Origin of the sequence: Paenibacillus anseongensis, from assembly GCF_009757995.1 — a bacterium.
Taxonomy (GTDB): domain Bacteria; phylum Bacillota; class Bacilli; order Paenibacillales; family NBRC-103111; genus Paenibacillus_E; species Paenibacillus_E chondroitinus.
This window is the reverse complement of record NZ_WSEM01000004.1, coordinates 291,288-316,201: the sequence shown is the minus strand read 5'-3', so window position 1 is coordinate 316,201 and position 24,914 is coordinate 291,288. Positions and strand designations below refer to the sequence as shown.

Here is a 24,914-nt window from a genome sequence, read left to right as displayed (position 1 = left end):
CTAGTTACAAATCAGGTATACTTTGGTAGACATTTGTTTCTAAATGCATCATCTTGAAATAGTCATCGTTCGCCGCGGTGGCTATTTCTTCATTTACAGGAACATTATTTTCCCTAAGAATTCGTTGTGTCATTTCACTAATCGTTTCTTGTGATCTGAAATCTGCTACCATACTAATGACTTCTCTTGCCTTCATAATTCCAGTTGCATATACCACGCCAGACTTTAACCCTGTGTTCTTAAGCATCGTAATAAACATATGTACAATCTCCTCCCTATCCGATTACCAGCCCCATAACATTCTGCATGATCGAAAGACCATCCATCCCGCAAAAGAAAGCGACAACAACGTCTTTTGAATTAGTGATATCAGCCCATGAAAGCAAGGTTGGTGCGTCAGGCACCTTGCGATCATTTTCTAATTTACTTATGCAGCTCCTGGAGCGATTTAATTTCTCTGCCAATTGTTCTTGACTCAAGCCTGCTCTCTCTCTACATGCTTGCATAATTGCACCAAACTTCATTGAATCAAATTTCATATCGTTTCCCTACCCTTTCAAATGGAATATGTGAATTATGTTCCACATTGGAACAGCTAATATGGGATATTTTAGGTAATATGAGGATATTCGGTTGATTCGGTCGGCTACCATAATCAACCCCTACCTATCCCCACTGTGCTTCGCGGTGGGCATTTTTTCTAAGCGCCTTTAATTGACCAACTATTTTGAGCATTCTTTTGCATCCATTCTGTGTGGCCGTCAATCCACTTAAACAATAAGTGTGTAGGCACCTTCGGGTACCCGAATTCTCGGATTACAGGGAAGTCCTGCCTATTCATTAATTCAGATGCTTTAGTTTCTTTAATTCCGAGAAATTCACATAATTGTATTCTGCTGAGCATTGGTGGTAAGGAGTTAACCATCGAATGACGTTTAATTGCTTGCTCAACTGCTTCCGCAATTACTTTTTCGAGATGACTTGTGTCGATTTCTACTTTTAACACTGGGTTATTCATGCACAATCCTCCCACTCATTTAATTTGCCCTTCATCACAATTGGTCCCAGCTATGCACTTGATGCCTTGCTTGAGTTTAGCAACGAATCGTTGCGTTGATGTTCAAAAAAAAGGGTCCAATCAATTTTAAGTATTTGACCAATCTTCTTAGCTAATGGAACAGCAGGAGTTCTAGTTCCATTTTCAATCATCCCATAATATTGTCTGCTAATTTCAGCTGCTTTTGCTACATGCTCATGACTCATTTCAAGAAGCTCGCGTGCATTTACAAGATATTTTCTAACCATGTGTTATCACCTCCAACGCAACGAATTGTTTCGTTCTTAATTCTCATTATACGCAACAATTCGTTGCTGTCAATATATTTAAGCAACTTTTTGTTTCGTATGTTTTTTCGCAACAATTAGTTGCGTTATAATTGCAGTAGAAACGCTTTTAGATGGGAGAATGACTAATGTGGCTAGTTTTGATGAAAGACTTGCTGAATTACGAATAGAGAAAAAAAAGACACATCAAGATATGGCTGACTTGCTGGGTATTACTAGACAGGCATATGGGAATTATGAAAGCGGAAAGAGAGAACCTGATTTTAAAACTCTTTCGATAATGGCTGATTATTTTGGTGTGATTAGTGATTACATTCTTGGAAAATCAGACTATCGAACTCCGGAAGAATTAGCAGCAAAGTGGAATGAAGTAGCTGGTAAATCCTCAAATAACGAAGGTGAGCGAAATTCCGGTCATTTAAGAGCATACCAAGGTGGTGGCGATGATTGGACGGAAGAAGAAAAGGCTGCCGCTGACGCTTATGTTGAGATGCTAAGGAAGAGAAAAAAAGATCAGCTGGAAAAGCACAAAAAATAAGCCCAGTTTCTGGGCTTTTCTTATAAAATTAAACCGAACATACATTCTCTCATCACCCAATTACTAGGAGGTATCATCTTGGATCTTACATATTACAAACCAACTGCATTAGAGGAGTTGATTTGCAAACATTATCGAAAAGCAGGAATTCAATATCCCTTTAACTTAGAAATTGAGATGATTGCTGATTTATTTCTGATCGACATTTCTTATAGGGAGGGAAAAACCTTCATTGATTGTGATGATGGCTTTTATTTTATTGTGATAGATGCCCGACTTTCTCCTGAGGAGCGGCGTAAGGAATTCTTTCATGAATTAGGTCACTTTCTGTTGCACTATGGGAACCAAAATATCTTGCCAAAATTACTCAAGGAATTTCAAGAGATGCAAGCTGATCATTTCCAGTACTACGCTGCTATGCCTTTTTACATGTTATCTGAGTTTTCACATGTACCACATTCCCTATTAGTGAAGATAATGGCTGAAGAATTTTTGCTTCCAGAGGACTTTGTAAAATTTCGCCTTGATCAGGTGAAAAGACGAATTAATATTGGTCAGCAAGACCACCAACTAAACTCACATTGGAGTAGGTCGGTTAAGGTCACTAAAAATGATGTACAAGCTCTTTTAGATGCATTCATTTGTAGCAAAAAAGAAATGGAGTTTAATTAACTATGTATAACTTTTCAGTGTATTACGAGGAACACGAAATAAATGGAACCCTACTTCCGACTCGACTGTATATCTACTTTGGACGTGGAGCAGTCGATTGGACCCAAGAGACAATTTATTTACCAGTCGAGTTTTCATTTAAAAAAATGACTTCAGATGATGACTTTCCGGATGTTACAAGTGTTCTAATATTGGCCGGCGAGATGTTCCGTCATCCATATGAACAGAAATACGGTATCTATATCCCTCATGTTCTTGAACGTCTGGCAAAAGACAAGAAACGAACAAAAGCAAAATATGAACTAGTTGATATCGAGCAATTCATTATCCGTGTTCATGATATTGAAGCTGCAATGCAGTCACCTATGAAATTCCTATATGATGAGGATGATTTCTGATATGGCTTATTTCACGAAGGTCAGTGCTAATAATAAACAGGGTTATAAATGGGTCTGCGTGATAGATGGCCCTACGGATCCGGCTACTGGCAAAAGAAATCAGATATCTAGGCGCGGAGATACAAAGAAAGATGCTGAGAAACGCGCTCAAGAGGCTCTGGAAAAGGTGCTTGAGTTTGGATCTGAAGGCACTGTACTAAAGAATCAACCATTTGATAAGCTTTCTGCTGAATGGCTGGAAACTTACGCTAAGGGAAAGGTGAAGAAGAGCACTGTACGAGTAAGAGAAAAAGAAATAAACATCCTTAATCGATATATTGCCAAGACGTACGTCGATAAAATAATTCATAAATCCTATCAAAAAATACTTAATGACCTTGATAATCAGGGGTATGCTCGAACCACGATTGAAGGTGTTCATACAACAGCCAATATGATTTTTAAATACAGCATTAAAAATAAAGTACGTAAGGATAATCCGTGCACCGGCGCTGTGATCCCTGTAAAGATGCTTACGGTAGAAGAAATAGAGAATATCACCATTGAAGAGAAGTACCTAGAGAGGATTGAGTTGAAGGAGTTTTTAGCCGCTGCACGAGAACACGGCTTGCCCCAAGATACAGAGATTTTTTACCTACTAGCTTTCTCAGGTATGCGTTCGGGAGAACTATGTGCGCTAAAATGGAGCGACATTAATTTCGAGGCGAACGAGATACGGGTTACCAAGACGTTATATAATCCTCAAAATAACATGAAAGAGTATGAGCTTACCCCGCCTAAAACGAGTGGGTCAATTCGCAACTTTAATATTGATGAAAGTGTCCTTAATCTATTAAAGGCACATCAAAAGAAGCAGGCTAAGTTCAACATGAAGCATCGCCAGGACTTCAAGGATTTCCATGATAAGCATTTTGTGTTTTGCCGGGATAACGGGTATCCCTACATACAAAAGTCCATTCTCAATAGAATGGAACGTATTTTAAAGAAAACAAAAATCACCAAAAAAGCTACCCCCCACATCTTCCGGCACACCCACATCAGTATGCTATCAGAAGCTGAGGTTGACCTCAAAACGATCATGCGCCGAGTCGGCCATGATGATCCAGAAACTACGATGAAAATCTATACTCACGTTACAGAGAAAATGAGAAAAGATGCTGATGAGAAGATAAAAATCCATTTTGGAGACATCCTTGGTGCACTTCGTTTGCAAGAAATGTGATTTTTATGTGATTTAAAAATAAAACAGGCTCCCAAGGGAGCCTGTCAATATAGCATTTATAAGCGTTCTGACGAACAACTTACATCATGCCGCCCATTCCACCCATGCCGCCCATATCAGGCATGCCTGGTTTGTCTTTTTCTGGTTTGTCAGCGATAACCGCTTCAGTAGTCAAGAACATAGCTGCTACGGAAGCTGCGTTTTGAAGTGCGGAACGCGTTACTTTCGCAGGGTCAACGATACCAGCTTCGAACATGTTTACCCATTGTCCGGATGCTGCGTTGTAGCCGATGCCTACTTTTTCGTTTTTCAAGCGCTCAACAATTACGGAGCCTTCTTGACCAGCGTTAGCTGCGATTGTGCGAACTGGCTCTTCCAGGGAGCGCAGGATGATGTTAACACCTGTTTGCTCGTCGCCGGAAGCTACTACTTTCGCTACTGCGTTGTATACGTTCACGAGGGCTGTACCACCACCGGAAACGATACCTTCTTCAACAGCTGCGCGAGTCGCGTTCAGAGCATCTTCAATGCGAAGTTTGCGCTCTTTCAGTTCTGTTTCAGTCGCTGCGCCAACTTTGATTACCGCTACACCGCCGGAAAGCTTAGCCAAACGCTCTTGCAGTTTTTCTTTATCGAAATCGGAAGTTGTTTCTTCCAGTTGGGAACGAATTTGTGTTACGCGTGCTGCGATGTCTTTTGCGTCGCCAGCACCGTCAACGATGATTGTGTTTTCTTTGGTTACGCGGATTTGACGCGCGCTACCCAATTGCTCAGGACGCGTGGATTTCAGATCCAAACCAAGCTCTTCTGTGATCACTTGTCCACCAGTCAAAGCAGCGATATCGCCAAGCATAGCTTTACGACGGTCACCGAAACCAGGAGCCTTAACAGCTACGCAAGTGAATGTTCCACGAAGTCTGTTCACAACAAGCGTTGCTTGTGCTTCACCTTCAACATCTTCAGCGATGATCAGAAGTTGTTTACCGGATTGAACCACTTTTTCAAGAACAGGCAAGATTTCTTGGATGTTCGAGATTTTTTTGTCAGTGATCAGGATGTATGGGTTGTCAAGGACAGCTTCCATTTTATCCGTGTCAGTGATCATGTAAGGGGAAGTGTAGCCACGGTCGAATTGCATACCTTCTACAACTTCAAGCTCAGTCAAGAATCCTTTGGATTCTTCAACAGTGATAACGCCGTCTTTACCTACTTTTTCCATAGCTTCAGCGATAAGCTCGCCTACTTCTTCGTCAGCAGCTGAGATTGCCGCAACTTGTGCGATGGATTGTTTGCCTTCGATAGGCTTAGCGATGGATTGAAGCTCTTCCACAGCCGCTTTAACAGCTTTCTCGATACCTTTGCGGATAACCATTGGGTTAGCGCCTGCAGTAACGTTTTTCAGACCTTCACGGATCATAGCTTGAGCAAGAACCGTTGCTGTTGTTGTACCGTCACCGGCAACATCGTTTGTTTTGGTAGCAACTTCTTTAACAAGTTGAGCTCCCATGTTTTCGAAAGCATCTTCAAGCTCGATTTCTTTCGCGATCGTTACACCGTCATTCGTGATCAACGGGCTACCGAATTTTTTCTCAAGTACAACGTTACGGCCTTTTGGACCTAGGGTTACTTTTACAGCGTTAGCCAAAGCATCTACCCCGCGAAGCATCGCGCGGCGTGCGTCTTCACTGAACTTAATATCTTTTGCCATGAATAGGAAACCTCCTCTTATTTAAACGATACATAGTAAGTAATAAAACGGAAAACCTAAGTAAAACGTAATGCCGATCTATATCCTGCTAAATTAGGCTAATACAGCGAGAATGTCGCTTTCGCGCAAGATCAACAGTTCGCGGCCTTCGTATTTCACTTCAGTTCCTGCGTATTTGGAGAAAATGATGCGGTCGCCTTCGCTTACTTCAAGCGGAACACGAACGCCATCTTTCAACGCGCCTGCGCCTACGGCTACAACTTTACCTTCTTGTGGTTTTTCTTTCGCTGTATCTGGCAGCACGATACCACTTGCTGTAGTCTCCTCTTTCGCAACGGCTTCAATGATAACTCGATCACCTAACGGTCTGATCATGGAAAAATAGCCTCCTTTAGAAAATTGGTAATGGTGTGTTTCAAGGTTATTAGCACTCGAATGTGTTTAGTGCTAACAACAACTCTTATGATACTCATTCTGGGAGTAATTTGCAAGTCCTTTTACACATTTTTCGTACTTTCGAACACCCCCCTCATTCTACCCAAATGAAAAACAAATATTCCCTGTCACAAAGAAAAACAGCCTGCACAAAAGTGACAGACTGTTTTCTTATTTGGGACCGAATTCCCGTTCCCATTCTGCATCCTGCAGCAGCTGTTTACGGTAAATAAAACGCGACATAAATACGCTGAATTCATATAAAACGATAAGCGGCAAAGCCACGAGAATAGCCGAAATAGCATCCGGAGGCGTAATGACTGTAGCTAAAATAACGAGCAGCATGTAGGCATACCGTCTGAATTTATGTAACCGTTTCGGGTTAAGAAGCCTGATTTTGGTCAAAAACATAACGACAATCGGCATCTCAAACACAAGTGCCAATGGCAAAATAATATTGAACATAAATGCAAAATATTCAGCCGCACCATACATCTCGGTGATATCGAGACTTTTGCTAATGGAAGAAGTAAAGTAAAAAGCCATTGGAAAAACAACCCAATAACCGAACGAAAGACCTGCTAGAAAAAGCACAAATGCATAAGGAATATAAATGATCGAAGCTTTCTGCTCCGTCTCGCGCAGCCCCGGTTTAACAAAGGCCCATATATGATAAAGCGTAACCGGCAAGGTAATAAGGATCCCTACGGCTAAGCCAAAATTCATATATAATCGCAAAGCATCCCATGGAGAAAAAACATTCCAGCTAATCGTATCGGCCGGTGGAATATTTTTGAGGTATCGAATAACAGGTTTGGCGGAAATCAAACCGGCCACCATCCCGATAACCAACACAACTAATATCCACATGATCCGTTTACGCAGCTCACCAAGGTGCTCCACGAGTGACATTTCTTCGTTCGTTGACATATTTCACCAACCTGATCTAGTGAATCGAGCCTGTAAGACTGAACCACTTGTTATGCTTAAAAGAAAAATGAACTAGTCCGGTAAGCGGCGCGGATGACTTGGTTGAACAGTCGCCTCCGGCGTTGCAGTTGCTGCTGGCGTAGATGTCGCACGATGTGCGGAGGAATCCTCCGCCAAGTCAGTCAACTCAGGCCCGGGCGTGCTCGAGATAAACGCCACAGCTGCCTTCTCGGCAGGCTGCACGGCTGCAGGCGCCGAAGACGGTGCGTCAGCCTTATCCAAGGCTGGTGCGCTCGTCGCGAAAGCGACAACAGCTGGAGCTTGCGATACATCAGCCTCATCCAAGGCCGAGCCGCTCGCGAAAGCGACAACAGCAGCTGGCGCTTGCTCCTCGGCAGCAGCGCTAGCCTGCGGAGCTTGCTGAACCGCCGCAGGTGCAGGTGATGCCGCTTTCGGCTCATCGTTCATGAGCTCGTAAGCACCCTTCTTGAAATCCCTGAACGTACGTCCCAGCACACGGCCAATCTCAGGCAGTTTGTTAGGCCCGAACAACACTAACGCAACAACCGCAATCAATAATAACTCGGTAAAACCGATATTTTGGAACATGTCTTTCATCTCCTAACACTGATAAAACCCACCATACCCCATCTCCGTAATGTCGCTGCGCACAATCGTCTCGCCTGCGCAAATCCGCGGCAGCAGAACATCAAAGGACGTATACGGGTCATGCATCACGCAACCCGGCAAGCCCATGATCGGCACATCGCCCAGATAGGCAATCATCAGCATCGAGCCCGGCAGCATCGGCGTGCCGTAGCTGACCACGCGGGCGCCGGCTTGCTTGATCGCGCCCGGCGTGCGGTCGTCCGGGTCCACGGACATGCCGCCCGTGACCAAAACCAGATCCACGTTCTGCGCAAGCAGCGCGTGGATCTCACCAACAATCGCTTCGCTATCGTCGAGCGCGAAGCGTTGGTCTACCACCTCGGAGCCAAGCTGCGCGACTTTCTCCTTCACCACCGGGCCGAATTTATCCTGGATTCGGCCCTTGAACACCTCGCTGCCCGTCGTCACGACGCCAACGCGCAGCTTGCGAAACGGCTTCACCTCAAGCAAGGTGAAGCCCTCCGCACGGCGAGCGGCGGCAATCCGCTCGACCTCCACGACCTTCGCTTCGTCCACAATCAGCGGGATCACCCGCGTGCCGACCAGCGAAGCGCCTGCCTCCACGACCACGCCGCTGCGGATGGTCGACATCACAACCTCGTCGATCGTGTTCACGCTGTCGACGAAAGCTTTATCGATTCGGACTAAGCCGCGAATCGGCGATTTCACGTTCACTTTGCCCTCATGCGGCTCCGTGAGGATGAGCTCGTCGCCCGCTATCGCTCTCGCCATCCGCTGCGCGGCTTCATCCTCATGCAGGTAGCCCGGCTGCAGCTCCATCATGTAAATATGCTCTTTGCCAATGCTGAGCAGTGCAGGAATATCGGCCTCCGTCACCTGGTGGCCTTTGCGGAACAGACGACCTTTGAACTCGCCCGGCAAAATCTGCGTAAGATCATGCGGCAGGATCATCCCAACAGCATCCTCCACCTTCACTTCGCGCAGCATGGACTCCTGTCTGCTCATCCGTGGTCACCTTCTTTGCCTGTCAAAATCCCCAGCGCATGCGGCAGTTGATCGATGATCGCCATCAGATTCTCCTGCACACCTTTGGGACTGCCTGGCAAATTAATAATCAGCGTACGGCCGCGAATACCCGATACCGCTCTGGACAGCATCGCTTTCTTCGTCTTCTGCATGGAAATCATCCGCATCGCTTCGGCAAAACCCGGAGCAACCCGGTCAATGACATTCAGCGTTGCTTCCGGCGTCACATCGCGAGGCGCCAGCCCCGTCCCGCCTGTCGTTAAAATCAGATCAGCCTGATAATAGTCCGTCATTTCTATTAATGAAGCCATAATTTCATCCATCTCGTCCGGTACAACACGGTACTCGATGATCTCGCCTTGAATCTCTTCTTCAATGAGCTCGCGGATTACCTGAGCGCTGGTGTCTTCTCGTTCTCCTCGGTAACCGCGGTCACTGGCTGTCAAAATCGCAACTTTCCAGTGCATCCTTCGTCACCTCTCCCTTGTTAACTGAATGAGATAACCCCTACTACGGAATGATCGTCGACTTCATCTATGCGCAAACCCTAGTGGTCTAAGTCGCGTCTCAATCAACTATCTTGTCTGTGAAAATCCCCATTTTTACCGCCTGTTTTCGTGACTAGCATCGTGGAGCTAATGATCATGTCTTTCTCTGCGGCTTTGCACATGTCATAGACGGTTAACGCAGCGGCGGATACGGCGGTTAAAGCCTCCATCTCCACGCCTGTCGGTCCCGTCGTCCGAACAGTTGCTTCTATGTAGAGTTCGTTGCTGCCATTATCGGCAAATTGAATATCTATGCCCGATAAAGCGATCGGGTGGCACATAGGAATCCAATCTGACGTTTTTTTCGCGGCCATGATGCCAGCCACCTGTGCGACAGCGAGGACGTCGCCTTTTTTCATTTTACCCTGCTTAATTAGGGAGAGTGTCTCGCTTTTCATAAGCAAAGTCGAACGGGCTGTCGCTGTTCGCTTCGTCTCCGGTTTGTCGGAAATGTCTACCATGCGAGCTCGTCCCTGTTCGTTAAAATGGGTTAATGGAGAGGAATCGGGCAAATCACTTACCTCCCTTTTATGTTTCTGTTTTGAAAACCATTTTGCTTTCGGTGACAATGCCATCCACCCGGAAATCGTGCCAGGAGGAGGGAACTGCAGGAATCAACTGCTTATCAAAGGCAGCAGCAACCGCAAAAGGTCTCTTCAGACCCCGCGCAGCAAATAGCTGCATGAATCTGTCATAAAAACCGCCGCCATACCCCAGCCTTCCGAAATCCATGTCAAAGGCAAGCCCTGGCACCAGGATCATCGAAATGGTGGATAAATCTTGCTCGATCGGCACATTGCAATGAGGCTCTCTAATGCCCCATGCACCGCTCTCCAGATCGTCGTAGGCGTGTATGATATGCAAATTCATTGTTTTCGTATCTGCTACAACCTTCGGCACAAGCACACGAATTCCCTGCTGCCAACACCATTCCATTAGTGGAGCAACGTCCAGCTCCGACCGGAATGGCATATAAGTCATTATCGTAGGGGGAACGGACGCCTCCTGCTGCTGAGCACCAAGAAGTCTATCTGAACAAAGCTTCGTCATTCGCTCATGAATGCGCTGCTGCTTCTCTTCCCGTTCTTCTGCTGTAATGGATGAGCGTAGTTCTTCCATATCCTTACGTAGTTCAATTTTCCGTTCACGAATGTTCATACTGGCTCAGCCCTTCCTAACAAGGAGTGGTTTCCCCCATTTTAACATAAACAAAGAAAAAAACTATACTCGTGCTGCAGACCCCATTATAAACCGCGCTATAACAGGAAAATGGTCCGAAAATATCGTCGGAACCGTCCAAGCGGAACCGCTATTTTTCACATTTGCAAAAACATAATCGATCCTTTGACAACCTGCAAAAGTGCCCTGTGAGGCTTTGCTTAATGGGACGTCCATGAGCGACATCCTGTTCATTTTGACTGGAAAGGCATCCTCTTCCATATTAAAATCACCGGCAACGACAAGCGGGCCTTGTTTATCTGCCAGAAGCTCCGATATGCGCGTAAGCTGAAGCCGCCGATCCTCCTCGGAAAGTCCCAAATGGGTCGTGGCAACATGGACGGGCTCGGAGCCAATCTGTATCGTCGTCATTAGCAAGCTCCTCGTTTCCAGATTTCCGGGAAGAAGCGCCCAACTGCTGTCGATAATCGGATAGCGACTCAAAAGAGCCATGCCATATTGACCTACCTTATAGGTTAGACTAGGACTATAAACCATATGCATGCCGAGCATTTCGGAAATCTCTCGGGCCTGATCCACGAATCCGCTGCGCAAGCGGTAACGGTCTACTTCTTGAAGAGCGATAATATCGGCATTTCCATGCCGCAGAAGTTCGGCAATCCGAATGATATCTACCTTACCATCCATGCCTTCTCCGTGGTGCATATTAAAAGACATAACTGTGAAGGAAGCAGGCGCTTCGATATTAGCGGCAGGCATAACGGGAATATTGGATAATAAACCTTTATCCCAGCCCTGGATTGGCGACCCAAGCACAACAACAAGCAGCGCAAACAAAACTATACATCTGGCAAGCCGCAAAGACACGTACGCCATCCCCTATCCCCTTCAGGCTCTATGCAAAATTAAGCATACGACGCACTCACGCATGGTGTATACTAGTGAATTGATGGGATTATAGGCAGTTCGGTTCACGCCTTGCACAGTTCTTTCATTAATTAGCAGGAGGCAGCAGAAGATGTTATTACAGGTTTCTAACATTTCCAAAAGCTACGGGGTACGTTCTGTACTCTCCAATATAACGCTTCAAATCGAGGACAAGGAACGTATTGGTCTAGTCGGCGTCAACGGTGCCGGGAAGTCAACCTTGCTTCAGATTATTGCCGGCGAAATGTCTTATGACAGCGGCGATCTTTTCAAAGCGAAAGAAACGAAAATCGGCTATTTAAAACAAAACAGCGGTCTGCAAACGGACAAGTCCATTTGGAACGAGCTGCTCAGCGTTTTCAGTTCCTTGTTGGAAACAGAGAGAGAGCTGCGCGAGCTGGAAGCCCAGATGGCTGACCCCTCCCTCATCGAGGATGAGAAAAAGTACGAAACGACGATGAATCGTTACGCAGGGCGCTCCGAGTATTTCCGCGAGCAAGGCGGGTATGAGATCGAAGCCAAAATCCGCGGGATCCTTCACGGGATGGGCTTCGGCCAGTTTTCTCCTGACACCCTTGTTCAAACGCTAAGCGGGGGCCAGAAAACAAGATTGGCATTGGCGAAAATGCTGCTCGAAGAACCCGATCTTCTCATGCTGGATGAGCCTACGAACCATTTGGACATCCAGACGCTGACTTGGTTGGAAGGCTACCTGCGGGGTTATCCGGGTGCGATTCTGGTCGTATCCCATGACCGCTTTTTCCTGGATGCTTTAGCTACGTCCATTTATGAAATTGAACGTCATGCTTCCAAGAGGTACACGGGCAACTATTCCCGTTTTATCGAGATCAAAGAAGCCAACTATGAAATTGAAATGAAACAATTCGAAAAGCAGCAGGAAGAGATTGCGAAGCTGGAGGACTTTGTACAGCGCAACATCGTGCGTGCTTCTACGACCAAAAGAGCGCAAAGCCGCCGCAAGCAGCTCGAGAAAATGGATCGTCTGGATAAGCCTTTGGGCGATTTGAAGCGCGCTTCGTTTTCTTTTGAAATCGAGCAGACATCCGGTAAAGAAGTCCTTCAGGTCGATCGTTTGGCACTTTCCTATGATGGGAAAAATCGTTTGCTCGACGGTGTCTCCTTCCAGCTGCGCCGCTCGGAAACTGCTGCTCTTATCGGCCCCAACGGGGTCGGCAAATCGACGCTGCTCAAGACATTAATCGGTCAGCACAAGCAAGATGCCGGCACCTTCAAGTGGGGAACAGGCGTCACAATTGGCTATTACGATCAAGAGCAGACGGGCCTAACTCCCTCCAACAGCGTGCTCGAGGAAGTGTGGAACACCTATCCGCATCTGGAGGAAGCCCGGATTCGCACCGTGCTCGGAAACTTTTTGTTCAGCGGAGAAGAAGTCTTCAAGAAAGTTTCTGCCTTAAGCGGTGGCGAAAAGGCCCGTGTAGCTTTGGCCAAGCTCATGCTGCAAAAAGCAAATGTGCTCATCCTCGATGAGCCTACCAACCATTTGGATCTATATAGTAAAGAAGTGCTGGAATCTGCGTTGATGGATTATGAGGGTACCCTCCTTTTCATCTCCCATGACCGCTACTTCCTGAATAAAATGGCCGAGAGCATGCTCGATCTGCAAAAGGACGGGCTCACCGCTTATCTAGGCAACTACGACGATTATTTGGAGAAAAAAGCGGAGCTTGCCGAAATGGAAGCGAAGCGACTAGCCAAAGAAGCGGAGAAAAAATCCGCTAGCAGCGTAGGTAAAAATGAACCCGCCGTCAGCAGCGGCGGGTATGAAGCGGACAAGGTGGCTAAGCGCGAAGAACGCAGCCGCCAGCGTAAGCTAGAGCAGCTTGAGCTCGACATCGCTCGCTTGGAGGACGAAGTCTCCGCCTTAGAGGCGGAGCTTGCCGATCCGGACGTGTACAACAACTACGTCCTCGTTCAGGAGAAAACAGCCGAGGTCGACAAACGGAAGAGCGCGCTTGCGGCTTGTTATGAAGAGTGGGAAACTTTGCTCGCTTAATTGGTTGCGGGATGACATTTGCTGCACGTTAAGCGTCCGGCTGGGCCGCCAGCTCCCGCAGGCGCAGCAGCAGCAATGGAACGGCGACGAAAACAATCATCGTCGCCGCAGCAACAATGCCGGAGTCATTCAGCAGCAGCGCTGCGATGGCTCCGATCATATTCGCAGAGAACCCGTACATCCAGTACGGGTTTTTGTGCTGCCATACGCTTAGGCGGCCGCGAGGGCGAAGCACTAACACAGCCATCACGAAGAGGCTCGTGATGAGCACTTTGCTCCAAACGGATGCACGAAGCAGGTGCACGTTCATCCGCAGCTTCCGCACGATCAGATGCCCAATCTGATCGAACTGCCCGGCGCGCAGCGCGTGGAACGCGCGCCCGACATGGCTCTCCCGCGCGAACGCCGCGGGAGAATCGGCGCTGTTGAGCAGCCACAGCGCCCCAATTCCGAGCGCGAGCAGCGCCGCCAGCAGGGCCGAGGCCCTGCCTAGGCGCAGCTCGCGCCAGCGTTCGCCGGCGAAGCACTGCGCGCCGGCTACGCCGAAGGCGACCGCGGCGCTCAGGGCGCCGCCCGCGTTCGCGCCAAGTGACGGTGCCGTCAGGCACACCGTCACGAGCAAGAACGCCGCGCAGGCGGCGAGCGCCGCCGCGCGCGAAGCCCGCGTGCCGCGAGCGGCATAACGGCGCTGCAAAGCCGCCGTTACGCCGAGTACAAGGGCGCCGATCAGGACGCCCATGTACTCGTTGCCGATGCCGTAGTAGCGTGCGCCGATCATCGGATCATAGCCGAGCACGGAATATTTCATCGCGTGCGCCCCTGTACAGGCGTCCAGCATGATGAGTGCTGCGTTTCCTACACCTAGCCAAATCATCGTTGTTATTTCACTGTATGCTGACAGAATCATGGCCATTAGCAAACTCCCCACAATGAAGCTGCAAACAAGAACGATGATGGCTCCATCGATCCCAAATTGCTTTACTGCTGGCGCAGCGACCCATCCCAGTAACAACATTATGGCAGGTGCAGTCAAAAGTGACAGCAGTACGATCCGCAGAACGTCATGAGCAGGAACTGCCTCTTTTCTCCCACCTCTTTTTATCCACACAATATAGATCAAAGCAATCAGGAGGACAATCATCTCAAAAGTGGCAAAGGGGTACAGCAGCGACGGTCTGCTGCGATAAATCATCTGCATATTGCTTTGATCCTTCACAAGCTGATCCAGTGCGTGGCTCACCTCAGTGGAAGCTATAGGGATCCCTATCAACCCGATAGGAATCGGGATTTTGAACTCGTTCAGCAGCGTACTTGTGAAATCTTGCGAAGTCACAACCCCCTGCCTACGGGTAGATTCCGATACAAGCATCCCTGCTCCACCGTCTTTTGCGTAATGAAGAATTGGGGATAAGTACAATTTGCTTTTGGCTGCTTCCGCATTGACCTCGGGCGAGAACAACCATAGACTGTCTTTGCCAGGCTGCATCGCCTCCATTAATTGCCCTAACCATTGATCCATGTCACGCAGCACCCTTTTTTTGAGCTCATTAAACCGATCCTGATCGTAATGCGTTTTCTCATTATACAATCTGTACAAATCACCTAATTCAATTAGCGTGATGCTTGGCCCCTGCCTACTTTTCCACAACGAGATCAGATGTGCATAATCGGTACTTACACCGCTTGCTCTATCCACAGCAGCTATCGCCGCCTCCTCACCAAGTGTTCCTTTATCCACAATTCCATTAGAATCCATAAGCATAAGCGGAGCAAAGCGACGTAATTGCTTTTGTTCCAGGTGCATTCCCCTTCCCAAATCACTGCTACCTAGCACGGTACGATGAACGCCATACGTTTTCAGCAAGTCTCCCAATGCCCCTACGCCATAGGCTTGCTCCTTGTTAAGCCGCTTGAGTGTGGCCAACTCAGGAACAATCAGGGAGTCTTCCTTTAAAAGTCCGGTTTTCTCTCCTTCCAATAGACCCGTATATCGGTTCATTAGGTCTGACACACGTATACCATGTCTGGACTCTTTCGCTTCAAATGCGAGAGCCTCCACATTGCTTACAGCAGGTTCGCCTGCTCCTAACGAGGCATACACATCCCGCATTGAGCGATTTGCCGTACGAATATTCATAGCGCCAACTGCGCCTAACTCTGTCATTTCCTTAAAATAAGGCAAGTCCGACAGTTGGTCGGGTCGAAGCTCCTGAAAAGAAAGGCCCGGTATGGAAACCACGGTCACATGTTTAGCACTTTTAGCTCCTTCGGTTCTTTCATTTCGGTCACCATTGTGGATGGTTGTGTCTTCATGAGCCGCTGCGGTTCCCCAAATTGTGGACAACTGCAAAACAAAACCTAAGATACCCACAGTTCGGACCATTTTTCTAAATTTCATGGACATTCTCCTGCTGTTTTTGCATTTAGCATTTTCATCCATAGGCGAAAGTATCCACTGCTTGATTGTTCCGAAAATTTAAAATGAGGCTCCAAACGTCTATTTTCTGCATACACAGCGTTATCCACAAAAAAAAGAAGGGCGAAATCCGCCCCTCCTAAAGGTTTTCTACTGTTTTCCACAATCTTATCCACATTATCCACAAAAACTTGTGAAAAAGTTATTCGACAAATTCCGCCTTTATAACCATTGATCTATGGGGAATTTTTGATGTTATACACATTATCCACATGTCATGTGCATAACTTTGTTCACAAGTCGTGTATATAACTAAGTTTTCTCACAATTCGGGTGAGTACAGCCCATTAAGAAGCTGTCGTCACTTCCGTAGAATCTGCTGCAGGATGACCTTGCATGCGAATCGCTTGGTTACACGCGGAGATAAAGGCTTTTGCAACAGCTACCAACACATCTTGGTCGATACCTGTATTCTTATAGGTTTGACCCTCTACCGTAATCGTGACCTCGGCTTCGCCGGTTGCTTTTTCACCTGTGGACAAGGAATGCAGCTCCAGATCGGAGAAGTCCACATCCATCGGGATGGCTTGACGTAGGCTTTGCACGATTGCCTCGATTGGACCTTCGCCAGTGCCTGAGTAGACACTTTCAACACCTGTTTGATTGTTGCGAACCGAGACGGAAGCCACACGATTGCGATCACTGCTGGAAACGACCTGCATATGTGTCAGTGTGAATGGCTCCATTTGCCCATCGACCGTTGAACCAACAAGCTCCAGAAGCTGATCATCCGTCACCATTTTCTGCTCATCGGCTTTTTCTTTGAACTTGGTGTACAGTGTATCTAGTTCTTCTCCTGAAAGCTCAATGCCAAATTGGCCTACGCGATGCTTCAGCGCATGTCTTCCGGAATGCTTGCCAAGAATGATCATGGAGCGTGGAATACCCAGCTTTTCCGGGTCCATAATTTCATAAGTATTGCGGTTTTTCAGCAAACCGTCCTGGTGAATACCCGCTTCGTGCTGGAAGGCATTTCTTCCAACAATCGGCTTGTTGTAAGCAATCGGGAAGCCCATGATACGGCTGACCATTTTGGACGTGTTAAAAATCTCGCTGGACACAATGCCTGTTTCCACGCCCATCGTTTGCTTGCGTGTCTCTATCGCCATCACGAGTTCTTCGAGGGAACAGTTTCCTGCACGCTCTCCTACCCCGTTCACCGTTACCTCAACATGAGTAACCCCAGCTGCAATAGCCGCAAGGCTATTCGCTACAGCAAGCCCCAGATCGTTGTGGCAATGCGCGCTGTACTCGACCGTATCGCCGCCTCTTACACTTTGGCGCACTCTGCGGAACATTGCCCCGTATTCTTCCGGCAGCGCATAGCCGACTGTGTCCGGAATGTTCAGAATCGTAGCACCCTCTGCGATGACTGCCTCCAGCACTTCAAACAGGAATTCATCCCCGGTCCGTGTAGCATCCATCGGTGAGAATTCAATATTGTTCACGAACTGCTTCGCGTATGCGACCATGGATCGAGCCATCTCGACGACCTGCTGACGGGATTTGCGAAGCTGGAAATCCAGGTGGATGTCCGAGGAGGACAAGAACATGTGAATACGGCGCGACGCTGCGTCTTGTGTAGCTTTGATCGCTGAATCAATATCGGCCTTCATCGCGCGGGCAAATCCGCAAATTTCTACGCCTTGCAGTTCACGCGAAATTTGCTGCACCGCATGAAAGTCACCAGGGCTCGATATAGGGAAGCCGGGCTCTATTGTATCGACGCCCATTTTCGCCAGCTGTCTTGCGATGCGGATTTTTTCTTCCGGGTACAGTGAAGCGCCTGGCGCTTGCTCTCCGTCTCTAAGTGTCGTATCAAAAATGCGAATGCGGCGGTTTGTGTTATTTTCCATGGTTCAATTCCTCCTTGAATTGGAGCCAATCTTTGTTGGCTGTGCTTTATTGTTGGTGGTGCTTGATACTTGCCGGTTGTCGGCTTGATGATTAGTTTTTTTGTGTTGTTGGTGCTATTGATACTGCTACTGTTGCCGCTATTGCTGCTATTCCCCAAAAATCGCAACTCACTTGTTCTTAAAGGAACCTCATTCCTCTATTCATACGGAATGATAAGGTTCCACGCACAAAGCGGAACTACAGGGCCTTATTCTCTCTCCGCGAGCCATATTTTCACGAAAAACGGTGAAATAGCGGATCACTGTTCCCTCTCCAAGCTTTTGAGGCTTTTTACGCCGAAATAGCACCCTGAAGTTCCCTCCCCGTCCCGGAGACGGAGACGACAAAAAGACCCGTCATCTCCACATAAGAGACGACGGGTCTTCACCCAGCGCGGTACCACTCTTGTTGGCTCCGCATCACGAAGCCCACCTCAGACATAGCGGCTGCTATGTCACCTGATCACGGAGGTCATCCGTTCATCCCTAACAGCAGGTGAAACTGCCGATCAGGATGACCGCTTCCAAGCGAGTTCGGGGCGTTCACGGTCTGCGTCGCATCAACCCGCAGCTTTCTGTACCGTAGAAGTGAGCCCTTACTACTCTTGTTCATTGCGTTTGTTCTATATTCGAAAACCAAAAAGACCTGCCATCTCTATAATAAGAGACGACAGGTCTGAACCTTCCGCGGTACCACTCTAATTGATCCGAGCTGTTACACTCGAAACCACTCATGTACCCGATCACGGGGGTCAACCGTCAAGACCTACTTGGGTGCTGGATCCTTGGCATCCATATCAGCCTTACCGCTCCCGGGCGAGTTCTGGTCACGTTTCGTCTGTGCTTTCACCAAGCGCACAGCTCTCTGAGCGAAACTGAGGTTCCGTACTAATCCCGTTCGATGCGTTTTAAAGTATTGATTGTGATTATAATATGCACATTTGGCAAAGTCAATACCGTTATCTGAACATTTATTTTTTTCAGACTACCATTCTTCAAGCTTAAGCTGCGGCTCCGCTTTGAGCTCCATGGAGTCGAACTCCTGCTTGTCCCACTTCAGAAAAGCGGCTGCGCCTATCATCGCAGCGTTGTCCGTACATAGGGCGTGCGGAGGCACTAGCAGCGGCACGTCCAACTGGCCGCAGCGCTCAGCCAGCGCGCTGCGCAGCCCTTTGTTCGCGGCGACTCCGCCCGCGAGCAGGAGCTGCTTAGCGCCGTATTCGCGGACGGCGCGCGCCGCTTTTTCGACAAGCACGTCGATGACGGATGCTTGGAAGCCTTTGGCGATTTGCGCGGTTTGAACGGCTTCGCCGCGCATTTTGCTTTGGTTGACGACGTTCAGCACAGCGGATTTCAAACCGCTGAAGCTGAAGTCGTAAGAATCTGCCTCGAGCCACGAGCGCGGCAGCTTGATCTCGGATTCGGCTTCCTGGGCAAGCCGATCCACATGGGGCCCGCCAGGGTAGGGCAGCCCCATCGCTCTGGCGATTTTATCGTACGCTTCGCCAGCCGCGTCATCGCGTGTTCGCCCAATGATGCGGAATTTGCCCGGCCCCTCAAGCAGCACGAGCTCGGTATGCCCGCCGGATACGACGAGGGAGATCAGCGGATATTCCAGCTCATGAACGAGCTGATTCGCATAAATATGTCCCGCAATATGGTGGACACCGATGAGCGGCAAATCCAGTGCGCAGGCAAGCGCCTTGCCTGCAACGACGCCAACCAATAGAGCCCCGATCAAGCCGGGACCCTCTGTGACGGCAATCGCTGATAGCTCCTGAAGCGATACCCCGGCTTTTTCGACGGCTTCCTCCAGCATCCACGTGATCGACTCCACGTGCTTCCGGGAAGCCACCTCAGGCACAACGCCGCCAAAACGCTGATGTGTCTCAATCTGGCTCGAAATCACATTCGAGCGTATGATTTTACCATTTTCGATAATCGCGACAGAGGTTTCATCACAGCTTGTTTCGATAGCCAAAATATAGACGGGCTTACTAGATTTATCTGCATTTGCTTCCGCAACTTCTCGTTGTTGTTGATCCAATTTACTCACATTCTTCACCTGCCGAAAGCCTCAATCCCCGAGACTATCCTTTCTTCTCTTAGGCAAATCCGCCCACATAATGACCGCATCTTCACGATTATCGGTATAGTAACCTCTGCGTACACCAACGGAGCGGAAGCCGACTTTTTCATACAAATTTTGCGCCACGTAGTTCGATGCCCGCACTTCAAGCGTCATGCGAATCGCCCCGAGAAAAGCGGCTGTTTTCATCAACTCACGCATAAGACGCTCGCCGAGCTTACGGCCTCTGTAAGAGTCTCGGACAGCAATATTCGTTACATGCGCCTCTTCCATAATGAGCCACATGCCGCCGTATCCTGCGACCTCGCCGCCGATATCCATGATCATATAATGAGCGAACTGATTGTTCGTTAATTCATTTTCAAAAGCGCCTTTTGTCCATGGTGTCGTAAAGGCCTCTTGCTCAATTTCGCAAATAAAGGGAATATCTTCCATCTGCATGGAGCGAAAAACCAACGTTTCTTCCGTTGTCTGCGGTTGATGTTGTTCCACCATCAATTCCCTCCCTTCTTCACCTGGATGCCGGCCAATAAATTAGCTTCCGCTTCCGGCAGTCTTGTGTAATTTGGCACAAACGTGTGCACATCCGCCTTCTCACCCTTCGCTAATCGAGGGTACGCCAGCGCGCCAATATACTGGGCTTCGATCCCGTAGGAAAGCTGCTCGAAGCTCCCTTGCCAATCTTGCGCAAATTGTGCAAGTTCTTCGCTGAAGCCCTCCGTTTCGCCTACAAAAAGGATCTTATGCGGCACTTGTTCAGGCTCAGCACTTGCCGCCTGCTCGAGCAGCTGCGCAAGCCAAGGTCCAATGACTCGAATGCCATCCGGCAGCACTTCATGCCAATCCGCAGCTAGCGCCACTTGATCCGACACCGACATTGGCGAAACACCCGAATACGCGTAAACGGCAGTGAACGCCTGCTTGCGCCTTCCATCCAATAACGGCACGACCCACGTGAGCCCTTTATTGCTCTTGTCTTCCTGCTTCATCGCTCCACCAAGCGCCATCGCTTCCAAACTGGATACGCCGATAAGATCAAGTCCCAGCGACCAGGCAAATGTCTTGGCAACGGAGACAGCAATACGCACCCCTGTGTACGAACCGGGGCCTTGTCCCACTGCAACAGATTGCAAATCCTTCGGTTTCAGCTGCAGTGAAGCCAGTAAATCCTGGATGTGAGGAAGCAATCCGATAGAGTGATTCCGTTCAGCATGTGAACTTACCTCGCCCAGCATCTTTCCATTCTCTAGAATCGCAACGGTCATCGCTGAAGATGAGGTATCGATGGCTAAGCATCGTCCTGAATAATTGGTCCGGTCTGTCATTGTAAATGTCCGTTCTCCTTCATCTGCACACACCAACTCACATACGGATCTCCGTGCGGAGTCAGGTGAAACACTCTGGTTTGATCCCCTTGAAGGGATATCGTAATGGCAAGTCGCTCCTGCGGCAGAAGATCTTCAATCAGGCTTGACCATTCAATCAAGGTCACGCCGGTTCCATAGAAGTAATCCTCCAGCCCCAGCTCGTCCGCCTCCTCTTGGGAAATGCGGTACATATCCATATGGTAGAAAGGAAGCTTAGCTCCCTCATATTCTTTAATAATTGTAAACGTGGGGGAATTGACGTGTTCTTGAATGCCTATCGCCCTTGCAAATCCTTGCGAAAATCTCGTTTTGCCTGCACCCAAATCACCGTCTAACGTTAGGACGGAGCCGGGGATTAAACAGGCTGCCAGCAATTTCCCAAGTAGATCCGTGTCATCCTCATGTTGGGAATAATACGTAAATGTGGATTGAGCCAGTGATCTCATCCCTTTCTTCCGATTGCGCTTGCTGCTCCTATTATAGACTTCGCCAGTAGGCGACAGCAACCTGAAATGAAAAAAAAGCCGGCCCCGCATCGGGGTCGGCTTGCCATTTCCGTCAGTGAACCTCTTCAAGCTCTTGAACGGTCACTAATCGGGAATCGGCCGGGTTTTCTTCGGCATGAACTTTAGCGAGCGCTTTGCTGGAGTCGACACTGTCGATCCAGACGGGAACGCCGTTAAGTTCAACCGTAATCTTTTCATCAGCGGCTAAAATTTCCTGAGCGCGATGAAGGTTCATGGCTCATCCAATACGGATTCTGGATGATCCATCGTATCCGTTGACGTGGACTCGATTAATCCGTTATGCATGGTGACGTTGCCGCCTCCCAAGCCCTCGTTAATCATACGGTCAATATCCATAAAATGATCTTCTTGACCCTGATTACTTGTATCTTGGGTTGCATTTGAATCTTGTGCCATCCGTGAATCCCTCCTTAGCATTAGCTTTGCCTATGACAAGCTAGTTAGCATTAAACTTGCATCATTAACGTACCCACTCCGGGAGCAAACCATTCTCTCAAATTGCATCCGTATAAAGGAAAGAAATCAAGAGAATACTAGTACAATGAAGCTCATTTGGGGAGGAATCAAGCGATGCATACGGTTTGGAAAGGCGCTATCTCTTTCGGACTTGTACATGTGCCTGTGAAAATGTTTTCGGCTACGGAAGATAAAGACATCTCCATGCGATATATACATAAAACCTGCATAACCCCGCTAGCTTATGTTCGCAAATGCCAGACTTGCGACAAGGAAGTAGAGTGGGATGAAATTACGAAAGGTTATGAATATGAACCAGGGCGTTTCGTCCTTTTTGAAAAGGAAGAATTGGAAACGATCTCAGGAGAAGCGAATAAAGAGATCAAAATTTTGGACTTCGTCAACTTGACGGATATCGACCCTGTTTATTTTCAAAAAACGTACTATTTAGGACCTGGGGATACGGGTGCCGGCGCTTATAATTTGCTGCTCGATTCGATGCGCCAAACCGGCAAAATCGGTATCGCCAAAGTTTCGATCCGCTCCAAAAGCTCCCTAGCCGCGATTCGTGTCATTGAGAACTGCTTGGCGCTCGAAACCATTTTCTACCCCGACGAAATTCGTCCCATCTCGCAAGTTCCCAACTTGCCGGAGAAGGTAACCGTGAACGAGCGTGAGTTAGACATGGCCAAAATGCTGATCAGCCAGTTGTCTTCTCCTTTTGAACCGGAAAAATATAAAGATGAATATCGGGGACGATTGCTGGAAGCGATCGAGCACAAAATTGCGGGAGAAGAAGTGCAAGCCGCGCCTGCCCTGCAAAAAACGAGCGTTATCGACCTTATGGCTGCTCTGCAAGCGAGCCTTGACGCCACCAAGTCCACCGATGACGGCAAAGTGACGTTGGAGCCTGATGCGACCGTGACGGAGGAAAAGAAACCAAAAGCTAAACCTCGCGCCAAAAAAGCGAAGGAACCTGTCACTTAGAAACCACAAAAAAACCTGTCCGGTAATTGGTAACCGAACAGGTTTTTTCATTACGGTTTTACTTTGGCAATAACAGCATAAGTGACTGTTCTTGAAACGGCTGTAGGATTCCAGGCGGTAAAATACCATCTGTCTTCAGCGGCAGAGTAATTATCAAGCAAATACCCTTGCTGATTACCTGAAAAAATCCAAGAACCGCTAATAAGATTGTAACCATTTCCGTTAATTGTGGTAGTCAGGAAGCTAAAAGGCGCAACGGTGACAGCCGAGAATTGAAAACGTGCGAATCCGTCACCAAGTTCCGTTACCCGAACGGCCTTCTTTACATTAAAAATGATGCTGCGCTTAGAGAATTTTCTACCAAGCTTAATTTCTGCTTTACGAATCATTTGCATGGAGCTTTTCTTCAAATCTATCATCTCCTTTCTAGTTGATACGTTAGTAGATGCTAGAAAGGAAGATTTGGAATGGACTTATTTAATTGTAAATAAGTGGAAATTAAAGAGGCTAAACTCGCTTAAAGCTGCACTCCTCGGGCGATACGGAAACAATAGCTTGAATGCTTGGCTGGCGTAAATTTCTTTCTCGCGTCCAGGCCATATAATTGATTTTAACCGTAATGAGAGGCTGAATCCAGATGGCTTCTTTGGACCTTTCAGGCGTGTTGATAAACGGCCTTTTCTCCAAAACCATTTTATCCGTGACTTCAGTTAACGATCTCCAATCGCTTTGCGTCAGCCTTCCGGTTCCTGCATGGCCTATGTACCAGAGCTGCCCGGCATCGTCATAAAGCCCCAACATAACAGCATTTACTAAGTTCCCTCTCTTCGTAACCCCGCCTACGACAGCGACAAGATCATGAATAATTTTCTTTTTCATCCATCGCTTATCTTTGCCGTTAAGTTGGTATTTGCTGTTTAAATCTTTCAGGACAATCCCTTCCATGTCATGCTGCTCCATCACGGTATATAACGAGGCAGGATCGGAATGGTTAGGAACAAGCTGGATCCTTTCACTCGTCGAGACGACTTTTGATAAAAGCTGCTGCCGTTGTTGCAGTGGTTGATCGACCACCCATTGTCCATCATGAAACAGGATGTCAAAAATCATATAAACGACGGGGACGGTTTTTAGGAGCTGCGGAATGTTCTTGGAGTTCCTTACACCGTCTCTTCGCATGATTTCATGAAAGGATGGTTTCCCGTCTTTGAGCGCAATAATTTCCCCGTCTAAAATAACGGATTTGGCTTTGCAGTAGGTTGAAATATTAGCTATCTCCGGGTATTGCATCGTCCGATCGTTTAATCTCCGGTTGATGAGACGGACTTCGTTGCCATCGAAATAAGTCAGCATTCGGACGCCATCCCACTTGATTTGCGCCACCCAATCGCCAGACTCGGGCAATGCCTCTGTGCTAATCGGCTCGAAAGGAATTACAGGCGTTAGTTCCATACATTCCTCCACTTGTTTCATCGGTATTCCTTATTATTGCCATCCCTGAAAAAGAAAAACCCATCAGCCTGAG

Annotated in this window: 30 protein-coding genes and 2 other annotated features; of the genes, 6 read left to right on the top strand and 24 right to left on the bottom strand. The window is 48.0% G+C overall.

Annotated elements, in window-relative coordinates:
• Positions 1–4: 4 nt before the first annotated feature.
• The 4 genes from GON05_RS03355 to GON05_RS03340 all read right to left on the bottom strand — a co-directional run bounded on the left by GON05_RS03355 (position 5) and on the right by GON05_RS03340 (position 1,305).
• Positions 5–259 (bottom strand): hypothetical protein, encoded by a 255-nt coding sequence (locus tag GON05_RS03355; protein ID WP_157317804.1) that lies wholly within the window; start codon positions 257–259, stop codon positions 5–7.
• A 16-nt stretch (positions 260–275) separates the two neighbouring features.
• Positions 276–539, bottom strand: a complete 264-nt coding sequence (locus GON05_RS03350) for a helix-turn-helix domain-containing protein (RefSeq protein WP_246238783.1) — start codon at positions 537–539, stop codon at positions 276–278.
• Positions 540–700: 161 nt separating this feature from the next.
• Positions 701–1,018 carry a DNA-binding protein gene (locus GON05_RS03345; protein ID WP_157317803.1) on the bottom strand — a complete coding sequence of 106 codons (318 nt, stop codon included), beginning with the start codon at positions 1,016–1,018 and terminating at the stop codon, positions 701–703.
• Positions 1,019–1,068: 50 nt separating this feature from the next.
• Complete coding sequence (locus tag GON05_RS03340) at positions 1,069–1,305, bottom strand: helix-turn-helix transcriptional regulator (protein WP_157317802.1); 237 nt, start codon at positions 1,303–1,305, stop codon at positions 1,069–1,071.
• A gap of 169 nt (positions 1,306–1,474) precedes the next feature.
• On the opposite strand from GON05_RS03340, the gene GON05_RS03335 reads away from it, so the two are divergent.
• The 4 genes from GON05_RS03335 to GON05_RS03320 all read left to right on the top strand — a co-directional run bounded on the left by GON05_RS03335 (position 1,475) and on the right by GON05_RS03320 (position 4,174).
• Positions 1,475–1,882: a helix-turn-helix domain-containing protein gene (locus GON05_RS03335; protein WP_397370952.1), complete on the top strand. Its 408-nt coding sequence runs from the start codon at positions 1,475–1,477 to the stop codon at positions 1,880–1,882.
• A 78-nt stretch (positions 1,883–1,960) separates the two neighbouring features.
• Positions 1,961–2,554, top strand: a complete 594-nt coding sequence (locus tag GON05_RS03330) for an ImmA/IrrE family metallo-endopeptidase (RefSeq protein WP_157317800.1) — start codon at positions 1,961–1,963, stop codon at positions 2,552–2,554.
• Between the two features lie 2 nt (positions 2,555–2,556).
• Positions 2,557–2,952: a hypothetical protein gene (locus GON05_RS03325; RefSeq protein WP_157317799.1), complete on the top strand. Its 396-nt coding sequence runs from the start codon at positions 2,557–2,559 to the stop codon at positions 2,950–2,952.
• A 1-nt stretch (position 2,953) separates the two neighbouring features.
• Positions 2,954–4,174 carry a tyrosine-type recombinase/integrase gene (locus tag GON05_RS03320; RefSeq protein WP_157317798.1) on the top strand — a complete coding sequence of 407 codons (1,221 nt, stop codon included), beginning with the start codon at positions 2,954–2,956 and terminating at the stop codon, positions 4,172–4,174.
• 79 nt (positions 4,175–4,253) lie between these two features.
• Here the strand turns inward: GON05_RS03320 and groL are convergent, their stop codons facing one another.
• The 9 genes from groL to GON05_RS03275 all read right to left on the bottom strand — a co-directional run bounded on the left by groL (position 4,254) and on the right by GON05_RS03275 (position 11,506).
• Positions 4,254–5,882, bottom strand: coding sequence for a chaperonin GroEL (gene groL, locus GON05_RS03315; RefSeq protein ID WP_127457281.1), 1,629 nt, complete (start codon positions 5,880–5,882; stop codon positions 4,254–4,256).
• A gap of 93 nt (positions 5,883–5,975) precedes the next feature.
• Positions 5,976–6,257, bottom strand: coding sequence for a co-chaperone GroES (gene groES, locus GON05_RS03310; RefSeq protein ID WP_028553854.1), 282 nt, complete (start codon positions 6,255–6,257; stop codon positions 5,976–5,978).
• A gap of 231 nt (positions 6,258–6,488) precedes the next feature.
• Positions 6,489–7,247: a twin-arginine translocase subunit TatC gene (tatC, locus tag GON05_RS03305; protein ID WP_157317797.1), complete on the bottom strand. Its 759-nt coding sequence runs from the start codon at positions 7,245–7,247 to the stop codon at positions 6,489–6,491.
• Positions 7,248–7,319: 72 nt separating this feature from the next.
• Complete coding sequence (locus GON05_RS39620; protein ID WP_157317796.1) at positions 7,320–7,856, bottom strand: twin-arginine translocase TatA/TatE family subunit; 537 nt, start codon at positions 7,854–7,856, stop codon at positions 7,320–7,322.
• 12 nt (positions 7,857–7,868) lie between these two features.
• Positions 7,869–8,882, bottom strand: a complete 1,014-nt coding sequence (locus GON05_RS03295) for a molybdopterin-binding protein (protein WP_157317795.1) — start codon at positions 8,880–8,882, stop codon at positions 7,869–7,871.
• Positions 8,879–9,370, bottom strand: a complete 492-nt coding sequence (locus GON05_RS03290) for a MogA/MoaB family molybdenum cofactor biosynthesis protein (RefSeq protein ID WP_056608535.1) — start codon at positions 9,368–9,370, stop codon at positions 8,879–8,881. Before GON05_RS03290 ends, GON05_RS03295 begins: the two co-directional genes overlap by 4 nt.
• 104 nt (positions 9,371–9,474) lie before the next feature.
• Positions 9,475–9,963 (bottom strand): cyclic pyranopterin monophosphate synthase MoaC, encoded by a 489-nt coding sequence (gene moaC, locus GON05_RS03285; protein WP_258567637.1) that lies wholly within the window; start codon positions 9,961–9,963, stop codon positions 9,475–9,477.
• Between the two features lie 16 nt (positions 9,964–9,979).
• Entirely contained in the window at positions 9,980–10,609 is a 630-nt protein-coding gene (locus tag GON05_RS03280; protein WP_157317793.1) for a 5-formyltetrahydrofolate cyclo-ligase, read from the bottom strand.
• Between the two features lie 63 nt (positions 10,610–10,672).
• Positions 10,673–11,506 carry an endonuclease/exonuclease/phosphatase family protein gene (locus GON05_RS03275; RefSeq protein ID WP_157317792.1) on the bottom strand — a complete coding sequence of 278 codons (834 nt, stop codon included), beginning with the start codon at positions 11,504–11,506 and terminating at the stop codon, positions 10,673–10,675.
• Positions 11,507–11,648: 142 nt separating this feature from the next.
• Here GON05_RS03275 and GON05_RS03270 point away from each other — a divergent pair, with 142 nt between their 5' ends.
• Positions 11,649–13,592, top strand: coding sequence for an ABC-F family ATP-binding cassette domain-containing protein (locus tag GON05_RS03270; RefSeq protein ID WP_157317791.1), 1,944 nt, complete (start codon positions 11,649–11,651; stop codon positions 13,590–13,592).
• A gap of 28 nt (positions 13,593–13,620) precedes the next feature.
• Here GON05_RS03270 and GON05_RS03265 read toward each other — a convergent pair whose 3' ends face one another.
• The 9 genes from GON05_RS03265 to GON05_RS03225 all read right to left on the bottom strand — a co-directional run bounded on the left by GON05_RS03265 (position 13,621) and on the right by GON05_RS03225 (position 22,342).
• A complete protein-coding gene (locus GON05_RS03265) occupies positions 13,621–15,990 on the bottom strand; it encodes a hypothetical protein (protein WP_157317790.1) in 2,370 nt (789 codons plus the stop codon).
• A complete protein-coding gene (locus GON05_RS03260; RefSeq protein ID WP_157317789.1) occupies positions 15,987–16,193 on the bottom strand; it encodes a hypothetical protein in 207 nt (68 codons plus the stop codon). Before GON05_RS03260 ends, GON05_RS03265 begins: the two co-directional genes overlap by 4 nt.
• 162 nt (positions 16,194–16,355) lie before the next feature.
• Entirely contained in the window at positions 16,356–17,924 is a 1,569-nt protein-coding gene (locus tag GON05_RS03255; RefSeq protein ID WP_157317788.1) for a 2-isopropylmalate synthase, read from the bottom strand.
• Positions 17,925–18,330: 406 nt separating this feature from the next.
• Positions 18,331–18,585: a binding site (T-box leader), on the bottom strand.
• 38 nt (positions 18,586–18,623) lie between these two features.
• Positions 18,624–18,874, bottom strand: a binding site (T-box leader).
• Positions 18,875–18,948: 74 nt separating this feature from the next.
• Positions 18,949–20,010 (bottom strand): tRNA (adenosine(37)-N6)-threonylcarbamoyltransferase complex transferase subunit TsaD, encoded by a 1,062-nt coding sequence (gene tsaD, locus GON05_RS03250; protein WP_157318053.1) that lies wholly within the window; start codon positions 20,008–20,010, stop codon positions 18,949–18,951.
• A 30-nt stretch (positions 20,011–20,040) separates the two neighbouring features.
• Positions 20,041–20,547 (bottom strand): ribosomal protein S18-alanine N-acetyltransferase, encoded by a 507-nt coding sequence (gene rimI / locus GON05_RS03245; RefSeq protein WP_157317787.1) that lies wholly within the window; start codon positions 20,545–20,547, stop codon positions 20,041–20,043.
• Positions 20,547–21,377 (bottom strand): tRNA (adenosine(37)-N6)-threonylcarbamoyltransferase complex dimerization subunit type 1 TsaB, encoded by an 831-nt coding sequence (gene tsaB / locus GON05_RS03240; RefSeq protein WP_157317786.1) that lies wholly within the window; start codon positions 21,375–21,377, stop codon positions 20,547–20,549. Before tsaB ends, rimI begins: the two co-directional genes overlap by 1 nt.
• The gene (gene tsaE, locus GON05_RS03235; RefSeq protein ID WP_157318052.1) at positions 21,374–21,865 is read right to left on the bottom strand and encodes a tRNA (adenosine(37)-N6)-threonylcarbamoyltransferase complex ATPase subunit type 1 TsaE; all 492 of its coding nucleotides are present in this window, start codon (positions 21,863–21,865) and stop codon (positions 21,374–21,376) included. Before tsaE ends, tsaB begins: the two co-directional genes overlap by 4 nt.
• A gap of 112 nt (positions 21,866–21,977) precedes the next feature.
• Entirely contained in the window at positions 21,978–22,160 is a 183-nt protein-coding gene (locus tag GON05_RS03230; RefSeq protein WP_127453533.1) for an H-type small acid-soluble spore protein, read from the bottom strand.
• Entirely contained in the window at positions 22,157–22,342 is a 186-nt protein-coding gene (locus GON05_RS03225; RefSeq protein WP_127453534.1) for a hypothetical protein, read from the bottom strand. Before GON05_RS03225 ends, GON05_RS03230 begins: the two co-directional genes overlap by 4 nt.
• A 174-nt stretch (positions 22,343–22,516) precedes the next feature.
• Between GON05_RS03225 and ku the strand changes: the two genes are divergently transcribed.
• A complete protein-coding gene (ku, locus tag GON05_RS03220; RefSeq protein WP_127453536.1) occupies positions 22,517–23,389 on the top strand; it encodes a non-homologous end joining protein Ku in 873 nt (290 codons plus the stop codon).
• 50 nt (positions 23,390–23,439) lie between these two features.
• Here the strand turns inward: ku and GON05_RS03215 are convergent, their stop codons facing one another.
• Positions 23,440–23,808, bottom strand: a complete 369-nt coding sequence (locus GON05_RS03215; protein WP_246238782.1) for a hypothetical protein — start codon at positions 23,806–23,808, stop codon at positions 23,440–23,442.
• A gap of 88 nt (positions 23,809–23,896) precedes the next feature.
• Positions 23,897–24,841 carry an ATP-dependent DNA ligase gene (locus GON05_RS03210; RefSeq protein WP_157318051.1) on the bottom strand — a complete coding sequence of 315 codons (945 nt, stop codon included), beginning with the start codon at positions 24,839–24,841 and terminating at the stop codon, positions 23,897–23,899.
• Positions 24,842–24,914: the final 73 nt, after the last annotated feature.